At 66.4% G+C, this 18962-nt stretch carries 13 protein-coding genes; 10 read left to right on the top strand and 3 right to left on the bottom strand.

Going from position 1 to position 18962, the window contains the following annotated elements; all coding sequences use genetic code 11:
- The first annotated feature begins 129 nt into the window (after positions 1 to 129).
- Positions 130 to 1596 (top strand): P-loop ATPase, Sll1717 family, encoded by a 1467-nt coding sequence (locus ACFFHU_RS29480; protein ID WP_377343734.1) that lies wholly within the window; start codon positions 130 to 132, stop codon positions 1594 to 1596.
- Positions 1597 to 2408: 812 nt separating this feature from the next.
- On the opposite strand, the gene ACFFHU_RS29475 is transcribed toward ACFFHU_RS29480, so the two are convergent.
- Positions 2409 to 3428 carry a helix-turn-helix domain-containing protein gene (locus tag ACFFHU_RS29475; protein ID WP_377343733.1) on the bottom strand — a complete coding sequence of 340 codons (1020 nt, stop codon included), beginning with the start codon at positions 3426 to 3428 and terminating at the stop codon, positions 2409 to 2411.
- 230 nt (positions 3429 to 3658) lie between these two features.
- Here ACFFHU_RS29475 and ACFFHU_RS29470 point away from each other — a divergent pair, with 230 nt between their 5' ends.
- From ACFFHU_RS29470 to ACFFHU_RS29445, 6 genes are all read left to right on the top strand, one after another.
- The gene (locus ACFFHU_RS29470) at positions 3659 to 4675 is read left to right on the top strand and encodes an SMODS domain-containing nucleotidyltransferase (protein WP_377343732.1); all 1017 of its coding nucleotides are present in this window, start codon (positions 3659 to 3661) and stop codon (positions 4673 to 4675) included.
- Complete coding sequence (locus ACFFHU_RS29465; RefSeq protein ID WP_377343731.1) at positions 4672 to 5172, top strand: hypothetical protein; 501 nt, start codon at positions 4672 to 4674, stop codon at positions 5170 to 5172. The genes ACFFHU_RS29470 and ACFFHU_RS29465 overlap by 4 nt, the downstream gene beginning before the upstream one ends.
- Positions 5157 to 5762, top strand: a complete 606-nt coding sequence (locus tag ACFFHU_RS29460) for a hypothetical protein (protein ID WP_377343730.1) — start codon at positions 5157 to 5159, stop codon at positions 5760 to 5762. Before ACFFHU_RS29465 ends, ACFFHU_RS29460 begins: the two co-directional genes overlap by 16 nt.
- A 378-nt stretch (positions 5763 to 6140) precedes the next feature.
- Entirely contained in the window at positions 6141 to 7676 is a 1536-nt protein-coding gene (locus tag ACFFHU_RS29455; protein WP_377343729.1) for a hypothetical protein, read from the top strand.
- Positions 7677 to 7816: 140 nt separating this feature from the next.
- Complete coding sequence (locus ACFFHU_RS29450; protein ID WP_377343728.1) at positions 7817 to 8068, top strand: hypothetical protein; 252 nt, start codon at positions 7817 to 7819, stop codon at positions 8066 to 8068.
- Complete coding sequence (locus tag ACFFHU_RS29445) at positions 8008 to 8748, top strand: hypothetical protein (protein WP_377343727.1); 741 nt, start codon at positions 8008 to 8010, stop codon at positions 8746 to 8748. The genes ACFFHU_RS29450 and ACFFHU_RS29445 overlap by 61 nt, the downstream gene beginning before the upstream one ends.
- 169 nt (positions 8749 to 8917) lie before the next feature.
- Here the strand turns inward: ACFFHU_RS29445 and ACFFHU_RS29440 are convergent, their stop codons facing one another.
- Positions 8918 to 9406, bottom strand: a complete 489-nt coding sequence (locus tag ACFFHU_RS29440) for a GNAT family N-acetyltransferase (protein WP_377343726.1) — start codon at positions 9404 to 9406, stop codon at positions 8918 to 8920.
- Between the two features lie 256 nt (positions 9407 to 9662).
- Between ACFFHU_RS29440 and ACFFHU_RS29435 the strand changes: the two genes are divergently transcribed.
- Genes ACFFHU_RS29435 through ACFFHU_RS29425 form a run of 3 tightly spaced genes read left to right on the top strand, consistent with a single transcriptional unit; the run spans position 9663 to position 16878 of the window.
- The gene (locus ACFFHU_RS29435) at positions 9663 to 10862 is read left to right on the top strand and encodes a restriction endonuclease-related protein (protein ID WP_377343725.1); all 1200 of its coding nucleotides are present in this window, start codon (positions 9663 to 9665) and stop codon (positions 10860 to 10862) included.
- The gene (locus ACFFHU_RS29430) at positions 10859 to 14194 is read left to right on the top strand and encodes a pPIWI_RE_Z domain-containing protein (RefSeq protein WP_377343724.1); all 3336 of its coding nucleotides are present in this window, start codon (positions 10859 to 10861) and stop codon (positions 14192 to 14194) included. Before ACFFHU_RS29435 ends, ACFFHU_RS29430 begins: the two co-directional genes overlap by 4 nt.
- Complete coding sequence (locus tag ACFFHU_RS29425) at positions 14191 to 16878, top strand: RNaseH domain-containing protein (RefSeq protein ID WP_377343723.1); 2688 nt, start codon at positions 14191 to 14193, stop codon at positions 16876 to 16878. The genes ACFFHU_RS29430 and ACFFHU_RS29425 overlap by 4 nt, the downstream gene beginning before the upstream one ends.
- A 243-nt stretch (positions 16879 to 17121) precedes the next feature.
- On the opposite strand, the gene ACFFHU_RS29420 is transcribed toward ACFFHU_RS29425, so the two are convergent.
- Positions 17122 to 18528: a hypothetical protein gene (locus ACFFHU_RS29420; protein WP_377343722.1), complete on the bottom strand. Its 1407-nt coding sequence runs from the start codon at positions 18526 to 18528 to the stop codon at positions 17122 to 17124.
- Positions 18529 to 18962 lie beyond the last annotated feature (434 nt).

The raw sequence follows: 18962 nt of genomic DNA, 5'->3' as shown, positions 1-18962 counted from the left end.
ATTAGAGCGAAGACAGCGAAGCATGTCCCGCATGTCCAAGCCAACACGCGTAAGGTTATTCTCATTCGAGTCCAATCTAGACGGTTCACCCATGATACGATCTCAGGTCCAACTTGGAGGTATCAGGGCATGTCTAAGATCATCTTTACCGAAGACGTGATCCAAGGACTCTTCGGTCACGAGGCGGCTGAAGATGAGGATCCGGAGCGGCTGCGACAGTACTATTTTAAGTCTTCAACCTACGACCAGGTCATCACGACCCTTCCACTCCGGATTGTTGTTGGACACAAGGGTATCGGCAAATCCGCTCTTTTCCGGGTCGCGATGGCCGAACTCCGTGAGGCTGGCGGACTGGCGGTTCAAATCAAGCCCGACGACGTTGCTGATATTGCGAGGGGGCAGCCTGACTTCTTGAGTTCAATCCGAGCATGGAAGGTCGGCCTGCGTGATGTGATTGCAAAACGTGCGGCGCAGACAATGAGCCTTAAGGTTATTGGCCTTGAGGGCCAGGTCAAGGAAGCAGAATCGGTAATTGTGCCGCTCCTGGAAAAGATCTCTGATCGTGAAGCGTCAGCCAAAGCAGAAATTCAAGCTACTCGGGAAAAATTCCAGCAATCGCATGCACTGCACGTTTTTGTCGATGACCTAGATCGGGGCTGGGAGGGCCGGCAAGCTGATATCCGTCGGATATCCGCACTTTTGAATGCAGTGCGCGACTTGGTAAACGAGGATCGCCACCTACGTTTCCGCATTAGCCTGCGCTCAGACGTCTATTTCCTTGTGCGCACATCTGACGAATCTACCGACAAGATCGAAGGTTCGGTAATTTGGCAGTCCTGGACCAATCATGAGGTTTTTGCACTCCTGGTCAAACGAATCGAAACTTTTTTCGGTCGCGACTGGGACTACGACAAACTAAAGGACAGTAGCCAGCGTGAGTTGGCAAAGTCGCTGCTGCCTGTGATGGAGGAACGCTTCAGGGGGCAAGGTCATTGGCACGACGCGCCGATGCACCGAGTGCTCATGTCGCTAATCCGGAAGCGGCCGCGCGATCTGGTCAAGCTGTGCAGCCTTGCTGCACGGAATGCGTACGTTAAAAAGTCAGACAAGATTTATACAGAGAATCTCAAGGCGATTTTTGAGGAGTACTCGCAAGGTCGCATCCTCGACACGATAAATGAGTTTCGATCAGAATTGCCCGACATTCGGCGCCTGCTCGAAAATATGAAGCCATCCACAAAGGAGCGAACCGACAAGTTAGGATGGACGTATACGACGGCCGATTTGATAACAAAGATAAAGTCTATCGAAGAGCAAGGGCAATTCCGATTCAAGCCCGGAAGATCAGCGTCGACCAAGGATCTTGCAGCTTTCCTATATAAGATCAACTTTCTCACCGCTCGGCTCGAAAGGCCGGATGGCAACATCGTTCGTCGCTACTTTGAGGAGCAGCGCTACTTGCAGAGCGAGTTCGCCGACTATGGGTTCGATTGGGAGATTCACCCAGCCTATCGATGGGCTTTGCAGCCTACGGATATAGATAAGGTCTTCGATTCGCTGGACAAGCCGTCATTCTGGTCATTCTCGGAGGAGTAGTATTTCAATGGGGACATGTGCGAACGCATGGCAGGAGGCGTCACTCAAGCCCATTCGATATCTCGAAAGGCCAGCTCTCTCGACGCCCTGGGGCGCACTCAACTCGGCGTGAGCGGACGCTCGGTGGGAACCGTCGCCAGTCCGGCGTCCACCGCGGGATCCAGGCGCTCCGGCATGAGTGGGTCCAAGGTCCTCCGGTGCTTACGCCGAAGGGTGGACATCAGCGAGGATTGCTGATCTTCGATGATGTGCGCGGCGTGTGCTCTCCAGCCGGCGCCAACCGGGATGAACCGGTGCCAACGTGGGTCACCCCCGGCGACCGGTGGTCGCAGACCGGGGTTGGTGTGCTCGAGCTGTGGTCCTGGCTGGGGAAACGAGGGTCCGGGTGACGTGGGTGAACGCGGGCCACTCCCTGCCACCCCAGGTGAACCCCCAGGTCGCTAGACTGGGCCCTCGCGCCCTCGTAGCTCAGGGGATAGAGCAACGGTTTCCTAACCGGCCGCTCCCCGGGTGTTCCCAGGCCGACGACCTGCGGCTTTCTGTTTATGCCTGCGTATCTGCCGGTCGCTTCGTGGCCTGGCTGCGATCGCTTGCCGAAGATCAGCTGAAACGTTGTGGGTCCTGAGTGTGCAGGTTTGACGCTGCCGCGAGTCGGGTCATCTTTCCCGTCGTCGAGCAGTTCGCGGCGCCACTCCGTGAATCGACTTCGGAGCCGTGCAGGGCGGGTGGCCGGTATGGATGAATGACCAGGCCGGGAGTGTGGCTAGTCGGGTGAGGGGGCCTTGATGGGCTGGTCCGCCAGTGACAGCGCGCTACGCGGCCGCGGCGAGCGCGGAGATGACAGAGGTGGGTATCTGTTGGCGGGCGGCGTCGCTTGCGGTGGAGGTGAGGAAGTTCAGTAGGTGGCAGGGGCGCTCCGGGGTGCCGAGCGGGACGGGTTCGACGCGTCGCCAGCCGCGAGCGGAGGCGGCTTTGATCGCGGTTAGGTAGGTGCCTTCGCTCATGCGGCCGAGCGTGCGGGCGCGCATAAGCAGCGCGGCTAGCGAGACCTGCCAGTAGCGCTTGAGTTCGAACAGTCTTGACCAGTCCACACTGTCGGGCAGTTGGTCGGCGATTTCGTCGGCGGGCATAAGAAACGCCGCAGCGAACGTGTGTGCCTGTTTCTCGACTTCTTTGACACCCCAGATCTGTTCACCGTGCAGAACGAGGTGGGCCAGTTCGTGGGCGGCGTCGAAACGTGATCTTGCACGGTCGTTCTTGTCCGTGCCGAGTACGACGACCGGATGGTCACTGAATGGTAGGGAGAAGGCGTCGACGTCGGTGCTGCCCAGTGGTAGACGGATGACGACGACGCCGTGGTGTTCGAGGAGGTCCACGACGTTGCCGATCGGTCCGGAGGGTAGTTTCCACTCCTCGCGGACCTGCGCGGCGATGCGCTCGAGCTCCTCACCGGCGACATTGAGGTTGCTGACTTGGATCTGTGGGACGGTTCCGGTGGGGAACTGCCCGGCGGCGGTGGCGTGCACCGCGAGGTCGTGGGCAACGTGGGCGACGGCGCGGGCCCTCCGGCGATCGGCGACCGCAGTGCGGCGCAGCGATCGGAAGAATCCCTCGTGTGTCGCCATGAGGGGCTGGTTGAAGAACGCGACGGGTACGTCGAGCATCTGACTCAGGGCGTTGAGCGTTTCAGTTCTGGGCCGGGCGGCGCCGCTTTCGAACTGGCTGACCGCAGCCGGGGAGACGGCTATCTGCCCAGCGAGGTGCGCCTGGCTGAGGCCGGCTAGCTCCCGAGCCATCCGCAGGCGTGCTCCCTGGAACCCCGGCGCGCTCACTCTGTCTCCTCAGTCTTTGATCTTGTGTCCGATTCTGGTCGTTTCGCGGCGTAAGAGCGGACTGCCGCGCCGAACATTACCCTGGCGACGCGGAACGTCGTGCGGAACGTAGCGTCGGAAAATTAAGTAAGATCGGAAAGGTTGAAGCCGGAGGGTTGCCGCACCGTGCGGTCAAGTGCCGCCGGCCACGAGGACACCGCCATGGACCGGCGGTCAGAACGGATGTGTACATGGCACCCCGAACAACTGCGGAGGCGTTCGGCGAGTTCGACGCCGCACTGAACCTCGACCAGCGGGAACGGGAGCAGGCTCAGCGCCGCCACCAGGAGGTCACGGACGTCTTGACGGAGGCGGGCCTCGCCTCGTCGACCTTCCTGCAGGGCAGCTTCGCCCGCAAGACGATGCTTAAGCCGCTCAAGGACGTCGACATGGTCGTCCTGCTGGCCGAGGATCACCGGCGACGGTGGTTCGGCGCCTGCAACGGTGGCCCGGCCGCCTCGATGGCGGCGATCCGCCAGGTGGTCGCCGCCCGTTGGCCCGCCGCCCGTTTCGACGAGGACAAGCAGCCCGCCCACGCGCTGCAGGTCAAGTTCGTAGACTGCGCCTTCACCTTCGACCTGGTGCCCGCCTTCGAGGACAACGACACCGTGGAGGGCGTGTTCATTGCCGACCGCGACCTCGACCGGTGGGAATGGTCGAACACCCGCACGCTTCGGCGACTGATCACTGAACGCAACTTGGCCACCGTCGGCGCCTTCGTCCACCAGGTCCGTATGGGCAAGTCGTTCAAGACCAACCAGCCCACGCTCGAAAAGTTGTGCGGCCTGGTCATCGAGTCCCTGTGGTACGCGGCGATCACGACGAAGATGTCCCACGCCACAGCCACGGTCACCGCGCTCGACCACGCCGCCGAGGCGGTCATGGGTAACGTGTACGACCCCACGGGCGTGGACAACCTCGCCAAGGACTGGACACCGGGCGAGAGGTCCAGGTTCAGCCAGACGTTCAGCCTCGCGGCCAAGCAGGGCCGCGAGGCGCAGCGGCTCGCCATCGACGGCGAACATCAGGCCGCGACCGACATCTGGCACACCCTGTTTGGCGAACCGTTCCCCGCACCGACCGCCCAGCCCGCCGCGCAGGCCCTGGCCGCGCTGAGCGCAGGCAGCATCACCTCCACCGGCAGGGCCGTGACCTCGCAGCGCGGCGCCCAGACCAACCGGCCAGCGAGGTCATGGCGTACCCGGTGACGGCGGTCCTGCAAGATCCCGCCGCGGCGGCCGACCACCTCCTGCGCCACGCCGACGTGTTCGGCGTGGCGCAGGCCGCCGGCCACACCACCGCGCTGGCCGCAGCCCGCCTCGAACTGACCCTGCTACCCCTACCCGCCTTCGCCGCCGACGGCTACCCGGTCGAGCAGATCCGACTGGTCATCCTGCCGCCCGGCGACCGATTCCATGCCTACCCCCGCAGCGGCAGCAGCCGCCCCTTCAAGCACCGCAACCCACAACTCCGGGATCTCTGCCTGCAATACAACCGTGACGACCCCGCGCTCCTGTGGCTCCCCGAAGATGGACTAGAGCCCCTGGTCACCCTCGTACACCGACACCTGATCTTCGAGGAGGCATGGCGGCGCAGCGGCGAATGGCCGTGCGAGGATGCCCCCCACGGCGACGACCGGCAGGCGCCACACCGAATCGTCACGACCGCGATGCGAAAGGAACTCGGCCGGTGGTCACGGACCTAGCGACGCTCACGCAGTCCGCCGATCCCGCCACCACTGAGCCACCCACCATCACCATCGCCCTAGCCGTCCTCGGCTCCAGCGTGGTCGCCGGCCTGATCAGCGTCATCCTCGGCAACACCCGGGCGAATGCCACGGCACGCCGAGAACGCTACGCCCAAGCTGTGCGCACCCTCGTCGCCTGGGCCGAATACCCCTACCGCATCCGCCGACGGACCAGCGACGACGCGGTCACCCTCACGGCCCTCGCCGACCGCGGCCATACCCTGCAGGAACAACTCGCGGAATCCCGCGCGTGGATCGCCGCCGAGAGCCGCGCCATGAGCGAGGTTTTCGACGCCTGCCTCGACGAGATCAATCCTCTGGTCGGACCCGCTTGCGCGATCGCCTGGCAGCAGCCCCCCATCGCCAAGAGCGCCGAGATGCTGCTCGGCGACTTTGGCCCGCGCGGGATCAACGCCATCGTCGCGCGCATGGAGTGCGCGATCATCTACCGCTTCGGACTGCGCCGTCTGATGTGGCGCGGGTGGGTATTGCACAGGCTCCGTCGCCGGGCCTGCTTGCCCGACACATCCCCGACTACAGTCGAATAGGTCGCGACGAGGCCGTCGCAGTAGGCATGGACTGCGGGTGCACAGGGTGTCGGCGATGGCTTGTGGCCGCCCACCCACCTCACGACCAGCGTGGCACCGCTCATCACACCGCCCAGGCTGATCGCGCACAACGAGCCCGCCCGCTTCTACCCGCCAAAAGAGTCGAGGGGCCACCCGACTACAGGCTCGTAGTTCGCAAACAGTCGGATCCGTGCAGTGGCAGCGCGGGTTCAACCTTGACCCCTCTGTTCGGGCGTGTTCTGAAACCACGGGTCAGTTTCAGGCGGAGCCGACAGTTCAGTTCGTTCTTCGGTCCGGGCTGCCAGATGCGGCCGTGTCCAGCTCCGTCGAGTACGCCGTGGCCCTTACTGTCGGGTGGTGCAGCGATGGGATTCGCTCAATGAGCGGCAGCTCGACCTGCTTCGCCGGATCCACGGCGGCGATGACCTCAGCGGCCCGGACGGCGTCGAGTACCGCCGGTCGGCGCGCGCGCTCCAGGACCGGAACCTGGTGACGGTGACACGCAAGGCAGGGGTGTGGAAGGCGTCCTCGACCGACGCCGGTCGCTTCTACCTCGAGCATGGCCACCATCCCGATCATCCCGATCACCGTGCTTCCCTCCCGCGATCCGAGCCGCCCGCACCCGGCGACAACACCGGCGGCGCTTCGTCGGCGGACCTGCTGCGATCGGCTCGCGACCTGCTCGACCGCCTACAGCAGGAGGGTGGCATGGTCCGTATCGAGAGTCCCGACAGCGGAACGCGGGCCCGGTACCGCCGGATCATTTACGCGCTCAAGCAGCAGGGACTTGTGCCATCAGGTCACCACCTGCGCCACACCGGCCGCGACGCCGGCGACATCGTCATCCGCCTGTACACCGATGCCGGTCCGGACGAGACCGACTGGAACCGGATCCGGCTCAACACCAGACGTGTCACCACCGACCCGCATCTGGCGTTTAGCGCTCTCGAAGCCGATCCGACCAACCTCGCCGTCAGCTCGGACCTACTGCCCCGGGCGTTGCTGCTGATCCGGCACCTCGCCGGCGAGGCGGCCCGGCGTGGGCACCGGCTCGGGGTCAACACCAAGGCGAAACACCCGCGGGTGTTCCTCCAGGCCGGGCAGGTCCGACGCACGGTCACCCTTACCGAGGAACGCGACCAGGTCCCGCACGAACCCACCGCCGAGGAGCTGAAGGTGCTGCGCCTGCGGCCGTGGATGAAACCTGCGGAGTTCGACGTCGTCGACTCCGGCAGGCTCCGCTTGGAGATCGCCCGGGCCGGACACGACAACCGGGACACCTGGACCGACACCCCACGCGTACGTCTGGAACAGCGCGTCGCGCAGATTATCCAAGGGTTCGAGGCTGGCGTCACCGCCGACGAACAGCAAAGGCGGGCAGCCGAAGCCGCGCGGGGAAAAGCCGCGGCCGAACACCGGCGGCGGCAGGAGGAAGCAGCGGCCGAGCGCAGACGGCAGGAGGAGGCCACCCTCGCGCAATGGCACGCCGCGATGGCCGACGCCCGCGTCCGGGCCACGGACAACATCCGCGCGGAAACCTTCCGCAACGCCTACCAGGCCTGGAACACCGCAGCTGACATCCGCGCGTTCTGCACCGCCCTCGAACAAGCGGCCGAGGGGCAGACCGGCGCCAGCGGGTACCTCGCCAACTGGGTCGCGTGGGGCAGGGCCGCCGCCGACCGGATCGACCCCATCCGCAATCCCCGCGTGCTGGCCGACATCGACTACAACCCCGAACCCGGACCCGACGACCTGCGCCCGTTCCTCGGTGACTGGAGCCCCCACGGACCACACAAAGAGCACCACCGCCCTGATCACGACCGGCAGGCCCACGCCGGTATCCGCCGACAGGCCGAATCGTGGCACCACGGGCTGCTCGACCGCGGCGCCTGAAGTGCGTCGACACCTCAACCGTCACCACAACTCCGGCCGGATGCGGACGAGCCTGCGCCGGGACCTGCCGCCATCGCGGCGCAACCGCTAGCCCGACCCGGTACCACGCAACAAGTGATGCTTACCCGAAGGACGGCTGGATGAGAATCGACCCCTCCCGCTTCACTGTCGGCGACGAATGGGCCTACCGGCAGTCGGACCACGCACCGTCCGAACGCGTCCGCATCCTGGCCGTCGAGCTGAAGAAGACCAGCGCCCGCCTCGAGATCAGATTCCTCGACGAGCCCGACGAACGGGTGGAGAAGGTACCCGGGTCGCGGCTGCGGGTGCCGTGGAACGAGGTCGAGTCCTTCGACGCGCTGATGGCAACTGGCAACGCATCGACGATCTGAGCCTCGACCGAACCGAGGAAGCCTGCGTCGAGGAGATCTTCGGCCTCTTGATCAGCGATGACGTAGCCGAAGTGCTCTGGTCCCCGGTGGCATGTGCCACCGACATCCGCGACAGGGCCCGGCTGAGCGCGATCATCGACGGCCCGATCGACGACATCCTGGCCGCGGCTGAATGGTTCGACCACGACGGCCGGACCATCCTGTCACCGGCCGGCACCCTTCAACTGGTTGAGGCCGCGTGCCGTGCCCATCCGAACCAGGTCCTCGACCTTGTGATCGAGCAGGAATCCCAGTCCCGCCACAAATGCAAGTTTGGCGATGAGCACCGTTTCGGCCGCGACAACCGGTCGACGACACCGGAATGGGAGTACGACTGGTACCGCCGCCACGACCGGCCCCGCCACGAACTACTACGCCAGTGGTGCGGCCACCGGGAAGTCACCCACCACGAACGGTTCCTCGCCGCGGAAGCCGAAACCCACCGCCTCGACATCCTGATAACCGACCTCCTCAAGGCCCTGGACACCCTCGGCGAACACGAACAGGCCGCCCGGTTCGCCGAGGAACACGAACGCGACCGCATCACACCCCACACGATCCGCCCCATCGTCGAACGCCCCCTACACCCCTCCGAGATACCCGTACGCGAGATCAAGGTCAGGAGCCGTTGGTGGTCCTGAAGGCGTTGCCCCAACTGATTCTGCTCGGATCAAGGACCTGAGGTCAGGCCCAAGGGTCCGGTCCGTCGCGATCGTCGCGACCGGCGACCGCTGGGGTGCCGAGAATCTGAGCACCGCCAGAGCGATACCTCATTCGCGCCCAGCTTCCGCTCAAATTTTGGCCGCTTAGCTATCGCAGGTGGCTTAGCAACTCGGCAAGCGGCGCGCCGTGAACGTCTTCAGGGTCACCGTTGATCAGCGGTGCGAGGCCACAGGATCGGAAGAAGGCCACTCGCTTCAGAACATCGTCATCGCTCTGATCAGGCGATAGGGCGACGAATGAACATTCTGCCAGGGCTGCCTGCTCGGCGAAGTAGCGCAGCAGAGCTGTGCCGATGCCTTTCCGCTGCGCGTCGGGGCGGACCCCAATCAGGTAGATCCACGCGTGCGGCAAGGGGTGGTCCGGCTGCTCGATGCGCTCGTCGTACGTCGAGTCGAAGCGGCCTTCGACCAGGCCAAGAACCTCGTGCCCGTCGACCGCTACCCAGCTCGGCAGGGACGGTTCAGGGCCTCCCTCGGCGGCGTACTGGTAGTCCCAGCCCTCCTGATCGTGGCCCATGCCGTAGAGGATGTCCGCCATCTGCTGGTAGTCAGCGGGCTGGGACGTGCGAAGCAGCATCAGACCAGGGTACGTACGGCACGCCACCGCTCGTCGGCGCCGTCACCCTAGCCGGTTCTGCTCGACCTGACGTCCTACTCGGCCCGGTCAACGACAGCCACGAAGACGAGGCATGCGGCGATCAGTTGATGATCAATCGGAAGGCTCGCTTGCGGCCTTATCTCGCGGGCCGCGAAAGTGTCAGGGGCGCGGTGTCTACTGGAGCCGCCCCGTTGCGGGGGCAACTGCTCGGACTTAGGTGTGAGGAACGGCTTCAGTGGACGTTCATGTTCAAGTACCAATCGTTGGCGGCCATCTCGGACGGGATCGGACCCCGGATGATGACTACCTGACGGTGATGATGTTGTCCGCTGGACTGGCCGGCATCGTTCAGCGGAGGAGACAGGCGGCGGGCGGGCCGGCGAAGGAGGCGGGGTTGTTGCCGGCCCCGTGGCGGGTGGGCTTCTCGCGTCTGTGGTGGCTCTTCGCCGACCAGGCTCTGCAGCCGCTCGACAGTGACCTCGCCCTGTTGGAGCTCTGCGCGCAGCCGCTGGCGACGTGGCCTGTGCAGCTTGACCTGTCGATCACTGACCTGCAGAACAGTCTGTTGGCCGACGGTGACCTGTCCGAGTTCGCGGAGCAGGGTTCTCGGCTCGCGCGGCACGACGTGGAGGCCGAGTGGACCGAGAACCAGGTACACCTGGAGCTGCGGGAAGCCGCAGCCGCGAATGGCTCCTCGGACGAGGAGATCGGGGAGGCGTACGCGGTGCTTCGGCGCTACCTCATCGACCACGCGGTCGTTGCCGACCGAGAGGTTCGCGGCCTTGAGCGGCGTTTCCCGGCGACGGACAACAGCGGACAGACGCACGTCCACCGGCTGATCAGCCTCGCCTACCACTCGAGGCCCGCCCGGGCGCCGCAGGAGTACATCCTGTGCCCATCGTGCCGCAACGTGCTGGCCGATGCCTCGGCGTGTTGCGCGACCGCGGGTTGTCCCGGGGGTTCACCGGAGACGTGGACGGCCGTGCCGACGGCAGTGGTCTACGAGCAACACCGGGCGACGCGCAAGTACATCCACGACCCGGGCCTAGTGGAGGCGCGGATCATCGACGCGCTGTCGGTCGACTCGCTGGCGCCGACGGTCAGGGTCACTCCGTACCCGGGAGTCGACGCGCTGGACGTGTTGATCGAGTTCCTGCGCCCAGGCGTCGGCGGGGTGCCGGAGGTTGCCGAGACCTGGGGCGTGGACGCGAAGGACCAGGTCAGCGCGCGGCTGTTGGGCCGGGGATTTACCTGGCCACAGGCACCGGCGTGTGACCGGCGGTACCTGGCGCTTCCCGCTCACCGGGCGGTGCAGCCGGGTTACATCAGCGACTTGGAGGCCGAACTCGACGGGCGGGTCGCAGGCGTGCACGTGATCGACGAGAACCAGCTGGTGGCTAGGGCCAAGGAGCGGGCGAAGGAGTTGGCCGCGTGAGAGAAACCTCGTCGTGGCGCGACAGCTTGATGAAGCAGATGCGCCGGGAGCAGTTCCCGGAGGCGGTGATGGCTCGGGACGCGTTCTGCCGGGTCGAGCTGGGGCTGCACTTCCTGACAAAGCACTTCCCGGGCGAGCCAGTGGGGGCGCTGCAGCCGCTGCTGTCCGGGTACGTCGACCTGCCGCCCGAGCTCGCGGCGGAGTGCCGGCGGGTGCGACACCGCATGGGTGACGTGGCCCGGCGCGGCTACTGGCGCAGGCTGCTCAACCACTACCTGCGGGTGCCGCAGGAATGGCGGCGCTTCGCCCGCACGGACGCCGCGGACGGGCAGGTCAACGACAAAACCGTGTTCACCGTTGCAGGCTCGGCGTTGTGCCAGGACCGCGTGGCAACGTACGACGCGGCGCTGGCTGACCCCCTGCAGTACAGGCTGACCCCGCCCCGGCCGCCGGCACCGGCTGGGCGGCGGTACGAGTTCCGCGTCGGAGACAGCGTCGAGGTGATTCACCTGCCGTCGACGCTGCCGCCGGCCCCGCCCGTCGCGCGGCTTCCCCTCATGGCCCGCCGCTCCCGGGAACCCTGGACGGTGTCGTTCGAGAAGGAGCTGCTGGAGACGGCGAGGGAGATCGACCGCAGGCTCGTCGGCAAGCCGCACATCACGAACCGGAACTGGCACAAGCGCCTGACGGAGAACATGCGCTTCAGCTCCGTCGACCGCAACGGCCCCGGCCTGGTCGACAGACCCGAGACCTTCGTCCTCGACGGCGTGTCCCACATCGTCGGGCTCATGAACTCGGGCAAGACCACCCTCACCGACGTGTTGGCGGTCAACCGGGTGCTGAAGCACGGCAACCGGGTCGGGATGGTCCTGGGCTCGGTCGGTGACGTCTACGCCAAGGTGTCGTTCCTCCGGTCGATCGGCATCGACGCCGTGCCCCTGATCGGGCGGAGCAACCGCGCCGAGCACGCCGCACGGTACTGGCGCTCCGCGATCGAGGAATCTCCCGTCCTCGTGCCCGACGACGACAACCCTGCCGACCCGGCTGCCGCCTACGCCAACGCCTCCTGCCTGCTGGAACCCTTCCGGCGCTCAGCCAACCCCGCCTGGAAGCCGCTGGAGCCGAACGAGTTCCCGTGCCAAGGCAAGCTCCGCGACGCCGAGGCAGATGAGCCGGCCGCCTACGACTGCCCGCTGCTGTCGATCTGCCCGGCGCAGAAGGCTCACCGCGAGATCGCCAACGCGCAGGTCTGGGTCACCACCGCGCAGTGCCTCATCGCCAGCCGCGCGGAGCCGGCTGGCGCGTCCATGCGCTGGTTCGAGGCCTTCCAGCCGCACACCGACCTGCTCGTCATCGACGAGGCGGACGCTGTCCAACAGGTGCTGGACTCCCGGTTCGTGCAGACCGAGCCCTTGGTGGCCGCGGGCAAGGGCTGGACGCACCGGATGGTCCAGTACACCAACGCCGCCCTAGACAACCAGAGCATGGCGCCGGCGGCCGACGACGAGGTCGACCGCTGGCACACGCAGCTGCAGATCCACCAGAACGCGGTCTTCGTCCTGAACCGGCTGGCCCTGTCGCCGCCCGGCCAGCGGCTGAAGGAGTTGCTCGGCGACGCGCCGTTCACGGCGCACTCGCTATTGCGCCGCGTCGCCCGGACCCTGTTCGGGCTGCCCTCGCGCGGCGAGGGGGACAAGCGCGTCGAGGACCTCGCCGACGCCTTCTACCGCTACGAGCTGCAGGAATTCGCGGAGACCCCCCTGAGCGAGCAGCCGCACAGCCTCGACGAGGTCGTCGCCCAGGTGACCCGCCAGCCACGGACAGACGCCGCAGTGGCGCTGGCCATCGACAACTGGCTCGACCGGTGGCTGGAGCCGAACATCAAGGCAGGGCATGTGCGCCGCGAATGGTTCGACCAGCGTCGCGGCCTGCTGCGCCTGGTCGTCGAGGCAGCCATCTGCGCCGGCCGCATCACCACGACGTTCTTCACCATGACGACGATGTACCCATCGGTGCGGGAGCACCTGCAACTGCCCGACGAGGAAACCTTCTGGGCCGACCAGCCGCCACGCGACTACCGGCCGATCGTCCCCGAGGCCCCGATGGGCAACATCCTCGCCCTGCGGTGGGCCGACAGCCGCAACGGCGGCGCGTCGCTCCAGCTGCTGTGGGTCCACGGAGTCGGCCGGTGGCTGCTACACCACGCGCACGACCTCCTCGCCTGCGAGGGCGTTCAGGGCCCCCACGTCGTTCTGACCTCTGCCACCAGCTGGGCACCCGGATCGTCGTTCTACCACATCCCCATCGAGCCCACCGCCGTGCTGCGCCCACCCCCCGAGGACGAGACCGCCCTGCGCCAATCCCACATGGCAGTCAAAGCCCAGAGGAACGGCGCCGACCCGATCTTCGTGTCCGGCAAGACCGGCAGCCGGCGCCACGACGCCCTGCGGATGCTGGTCACCGCGCTGTGCCAGCCCGTCGACGGCCGCCCGCGCAGCCTCGTCGACGAGCTGCGGGCGAAGCTGCCCGAAGACCGGCGCAAGGTTCTGTTCGTGGTCCTCTCCGGCGACGAGGCACGCACCGTCGGCGACCACATCAACGCCCGAGTACCCCAGCTCAGCGCGCGGATCGTCGTACCCGACGCCGCCGACCCCGGCGTCGGCGGCATCCAACGCCGTCTTGTCGGGCGCTTCGGCATGGGCGAGGAGGACATCCTCGTCGCCGCCGAGATGTCGATCCAGCGCGGCTACAACATCCTCAACGCCAACGACACCGCCGCCCTCGGCGCCGTCATCTACCTAACCCGCTCTCACCCGCCGCCCTTCGACCTGGCCTTCCCCCTGTCACTGGTGAGCCAACTGGCCATGGACCACCTCCAACGGCCGCCGGCCGCCGCCCCCGGCGAAGTCGGCAGACTCGTGAAGCAGCTCCGCTCCACTGCCCGCAAGGTCTGGTTCGACGCCATCGGCCGCCCCATCCAGTTCCGCGCCCTCGACCCGCAGGACCGGCGCGTCTTCGTCGCCAACAACCTCGTCCCCATGAGCCAGACCATCGGACGCAGCATCCGGGGCAACCAGCCAACCACCGTGCTGCTGTGCGACGCGGCCTTCGCCGAACGACTCGCCGACCCCGAGGAGAAAGCCGCGGACACGGCGCGTACCAGCATCGTCGTGGCCACCGACCAGTACCTTGGACAACTGTTGGCCACGCCCGCCGACGGCGCGAGCCAGCACCGCCTGCGAGAGCACGCCGTTAACACCGCCGTCTGGGGCCTGATGGGCCACTTGGTCCGCACCAACGAGCCCCTGGGATCGAGGAGGACCCCCCGGTGACCGACACCGAGACCAGCGAGAACACGGCCAAACCGCCCCGCAGGACCACCGGCGACCACCTGCGACTGCTCGCGTTCGACATCGAGCCAGGTGCCCGCTGGGACGTGGAGTGCGACGTCGCGGTGATGCCCGCCACCTGGTTCACCGAACTCGACAAGCAATGGCGCATCCGGCCGTTCGGCCGGCCTGGGCACTCGCTGCCCACCAGCAGCCTCAAGGAGCTCCTCTGCGGCATCGACCCGGCGATCATGTACGTCAACTGGAACCTGAGGTCGGACGACTTCATCGTCGCGTTCCCGGGCATCGACACGTACGTGGTCACCGACGCGATCGCCAGCTGGGCCACCACCGAGATCACCGACCAGGTCGACTGGTACCAGATGCTCAAGCCGGCCGACCTCGTCTTCGACCGCCGCTGCTTCAATCTCCTCGAATACACCGTCCGCGCCAACGGCACCGCCGCGGTGGCCCCGCACGTCTACCAGATGCTGCCCTCCTTCCTCGCCAAGGAGGTCGTCGACAACAAACTCGACCTGCTCGGCAAGGCCCGGCGCGACTTCATCCTCGGGCCACCCAGAAGCGACGGCCGGCGCAGCGCCGTCCTCTGGCCACCCCAGCGAACCGACGACGACCGCGCCGGCCCCGGACTCGTCACCGCCAAGATCGACTTTCACGTGGAGACGGCACCCAACGTCCCCGTACCACGCATCCACGCCGACGTCAGCATCAGCCGCTTCCCCCTCATGCCCGTGGCCTACGTGCCGTCGCGAGGCAAAGGCCCCACCTCAGCCACCATCTGGCTGCACGGACCCCAAGGCTTCCTCGGACGCGACGACGAACCCCACACCCTGCTGTCCGCGCTGGCACGCCAGATGCGGATCCCCGGCGGCGGCTGGCAGTGGCAGTGGAGCCCCGGCCTCGCCCGCGCCCTCGCGAAACTCACCCAACTGTCGTTCCCCGACCCACACAAGACCCTCGCCGACCCGGCCGCAGCCGCCGACCTGCTCGACGAACGAACCATCCGCGCCTACTTCCTGTACAGCGAAGGCACCAAAAGCCAAGCGGCGGACGCCGACGCCGCACCCAGCATGGACACCGACGGCAACGAAACCAGACGAGCCAAGACGCTCGTCCACGCCGCCAACACCGGCCTGGTCCCAGGAGACCACGTCGACGTTTACAACAGGCTGGGCAGCCTCCTCACCCGGCGCGGAATCCGGCCACTGCCCGACCTCGAGCGTGTCGGCTCCCGCGCCACCCGAAAGATCAAAGCCGCGTTCGACCCGAACACCACGTACACCATCGAACTGTGGACGCAGAGCGACATCACCCGCGAGGCCGTACTTGCGACCCTGGAGCACCACTTCGGCCTCGCACGCGAGTCCGACCCGGCCGACAACAGCGTGGTCCGCTTTCACGGCGACCTCAACATCACCGTCCGCCTGCGCAACGGCGCCGAGGTCGGCGTTGGCGTACAACCCGACCCGGACAAGAAGAAGACCGACGACACCCTGCTCCAGCTGCACGCCAACCGGCTTGCAAGGGAGGTCCTCGGCGGCGGCACCGACCGCCTGGGGGCCATCGTCGAACTGCAGGACGCCGCCTTCTTCCAACGCGCCCGGCTCATCGACCCGAAACCCGGCCTAAAGAAGGCCTTCGCCCGCACCAACCGGCGTTTGCAGTGCCTGAGGCCAGCCCAGCTGTTCACCGAGCCGAAGACCTGGCCCGAGAACGCCAAACGGAAGAAGCCCGAGCCCTACCCCGGCACCCGGTTCGGGGCCAGCACCATCCTGCGCGTGGCGTCCGCCATCAACGACTGCCTTCGCCAGCTCGGCCGTTTCGGCCCCTACCAGATCCCCGTCGGACTGCCCGACATCGAGCAGGTCGGGATCTGGCTACACCACGACGGCCCCACCTGCATCCCGATCGTCATCCGCCAACAACCCGACGGCACCGCAACCGCCTACCTCCCCGGCACGGACGGCAGCCCCTCCCACACGGTCCCCTACGCCGACCTACCCACTCTCCTTGCCGACGGCAAAGGACGCATCGGCCCCGGCAGACAACAGAAGCAGGTCCTGGCCGGCTTCCTCGTTAACGTCCTTGGCATCGGCGGCGCCGCAGACTCGGCAACCCACGACCGCATCATCATGGTCAGAGCCGCCGGATTCCGGAACTGGGGCTGGGACTGGATGCAGGACAAGCACCTGCGCCCCGACCATGTCATCCTGCCCGGCGTCGACATCGAAGACGACGCCGACCTCCCCGAGACCATCGGACCGGACAAGACACCCGGCCTGCGCATCGTCCGCGTCCGAGACCGCTCCAGCACCATGGAAGTCCCCCGCGGCTTTGCCAACGACCTCGACAAGCACCACCCCAGGGTCAGCGGGCTGTTCCGCGCCAGCGAGCGCGTCTACTACTCCGTCAACCCCAAGTCCGACCAAATGCAAACCCCGCACGGCCGCACCAAACTCGACCCCGACATCCACACCAACTTCTCGGTGCAGGCGTCGAACCCGGTGCCCCTGGAGATCTGCGTCGCCCACCAACAGCCCAACGACGATCCGGCAGCCCTCGCCACTCTGGTGTCACTGCTGCGTAGAGCACATGCCCACACCGACCAGGCCACAAAATATCCGGGCGTTCTGCACCTCTGCTCGCTAGCGGACGAGTACCTGTGAGGCGCCCAACCGATCGGCGGATTGCTGGAGCAACGGCTCCTCCCTTCGGCACCGGGGGGCGGCTCCCGAGTTGGTGCACCGCCAGATTCCGGCTGAGGCTGAGCTACTCGGGGAGTCCGGACGGCTGCGTACTGGGCTATGCCTCAAGAGTGCCTCGCGGGGCAGCCTGCGAGCCCGCGGCGACTACGACGAGCGGTCGGCCGACATGCCGGTCTGCTGCGCGAACCCGAGGCAAGAGCATCGTCAGCGGCGACGTTCATCGTAGGCGATGACCAAGTGCGCGGGGGGCATCGCACGCAGGCCCGGTAGAAACCGGTGGAGGGCAGCGCTGGCCTTGCCCGAGGTGCCGATCCAGCAGTCGCGGACCAGCCGGGAGAACGTCTCAGGGTCGATGCTGCGCTCCGGTGGGAAGCGCAGCATCTTGCCGCCGTCGCGCCCCAGATCCGGATCCGCGTACATCAGCTGGACCAGCTCTGCGGGAAGATAATGCCCGTCGATCAGCTGATGATCGGTATGCAGCTTGGTCATCGGATGGGCGAACTTGACGAATGCGCTGGTACCGGCCAGCCGAAAGTCAGCGACCTTCGCGGGAGGGACGCCGTCCGGCTGGGTGCAGGCCAGCATCGCCTCGAGTTGGCCGAGCAGGCGATCGTTGCCATTGATCCGGTGGATCAGTCCTTTACTGTCACGGTCCAGCACCTTGTACTGCACGATAACGAAGGCGTCCGGCTCGCTGCGCCAGTAGACCAGGTCCGCGCCGGTCTGCGTTTCAGCCAGCTTGAAGTTGATGTTTTTAACCAGCAGCCGACGCCCCTCGGACTGAAACTCCACCCAGCCGCCCTGCGACCGATGCTGCTCCCAGCCCTCGAAGGGAATGATGTCGTCCTGGATCAGGTCGTTCTCGTCCGGCCTCAGCTCTGCGACGAAAGCTGCCACCTCGGCTGACGGCTCGTCGGATAGCGGGACCGGCTCGAGGTCACGCCAGTCCGGGGAGAACAGGCGAGCCGCGGTCACGTTGGCGTCCCGGGCTTCCTGCAGGGCGGGCCGCCCTGCGACCGCGGCGCCACCGGCCGGTGCGGGTGGGAGCAGCACGGACCGGACTAGCTCGTCGAAGCCGGTGATCCGTTGCCGCAGCTGGCGAAGAGTCGCCTCGTCGGTGCTGGGCGGGATGGGCCTCGCCGACTCGTGCAGATTCCGCCGCCACCAGTGGGCCTCGTTGAACGGCAGCCCGCTGATGATGGCGTACACCGGGATTGGTGTGGCCAGCACGGTCCAATTCCGGATCTCCAGATTGCGTACGCCGGTCGTCCCGCTGCCGAGCCTGCCGAGCGCGTGCGCCCGGGCCAGTGCCACCACCGCCCATCCGGAGCCCTGCGACCCGGGCAGGTCGACGTTGCCGATCAGCAGGGCCAGCTCGATCGTTTGGTGCTTCCAGTATTCGGCGGCGACCTCGCGGTCTAGGGAGTCAATGCGCCGGCGAGGCTCAGCCGCTTTCCGGACCGGTGCACGGCGAGCGCGCCGTGTTCCTTCTCGTGCCGACTCGAACGACTTGACCGCCGCCATCGGCATCGGCTGGAAAGTGGCATCAGACAGGACACCGTAGCGGACGAGCTCGACTTGCTCGGCCGTCAGCTGGATCAACGTCGACAACGGGTCAACCGCCCTTCGCGAGTGTGCGCCGTCTTGGTAGGCACCATACGGTTGCGACGATGCGGATCACGTTCGCCTTGCGGCTGCTGCGGTAGATGCGTTACTCGACGCGGGTATGCGCAGTTTCCGTCAAGATTGAGCCGATGCGCGAACTCGACGTTGTGGTAACCGCAGGTGCTGACACCGACGGAAGCCGCAAGGCTGAGCTGGGAGGGCGGTGGGCGCTGCGCGGATCCCCGAGGGTTCATGGTGACCGATGTGGTCGTCAACCTGGTCGACACCGGTGTCGGGATGTCTACGAAGCCGTGGCACACGCGGTGCGCTCCCGGCCGCGGCTTCGGGTTCTGGCCGAGTTGCGGTTTGGGGTTTCCCCGGTAGCTCGGAGGCTTTCGATCATGCTCTGATGGAGTGGAGGAAGTCATCCGTGGCAGCAC

This window comes from Plantactinospora siamensis (assembly GCF_042434095.1).
Taxonomy (GTDB): Bacteria; Actinomycetota; Actinomycetes; order Mycobacteriales; family Micromonosporaceae; genus KBS50.
This window is presented reverse-complemented; position numbering and strand designations above follow the sequence as displayed.

Coding starts and splice junctions, on each gene's coding strand:
- ACFFHU_RS29480 (WP_377343734.1), top strand. CDS start 130: ATGTCTAAGATCATCTTTACCGAAGACGTGATCCAAGGACTCTTCGGT.
- ACFFHU_RS29470 (WP_377343732.1), top strand. CDS start 3,659: ATGGCACCCCGAACAACTGCGGAGGCGTTCGGCGAGTTCGACGCCGCA.
- ACFFHU_RS29450 (WP_377343728.1), top strand. CDS start 7,817: ATGAGAATCGACCCCTCCCGCTTCACTGTCGGCGACGAATGGGCCTAC.
- ACFFHU_RS29440 (WP_377343726.1), bottom strand. CDS start 9,406: ATGCTGCTTCGCACGTCCCAGCCCGCTGACTACCAGCAGATGGCGGAC.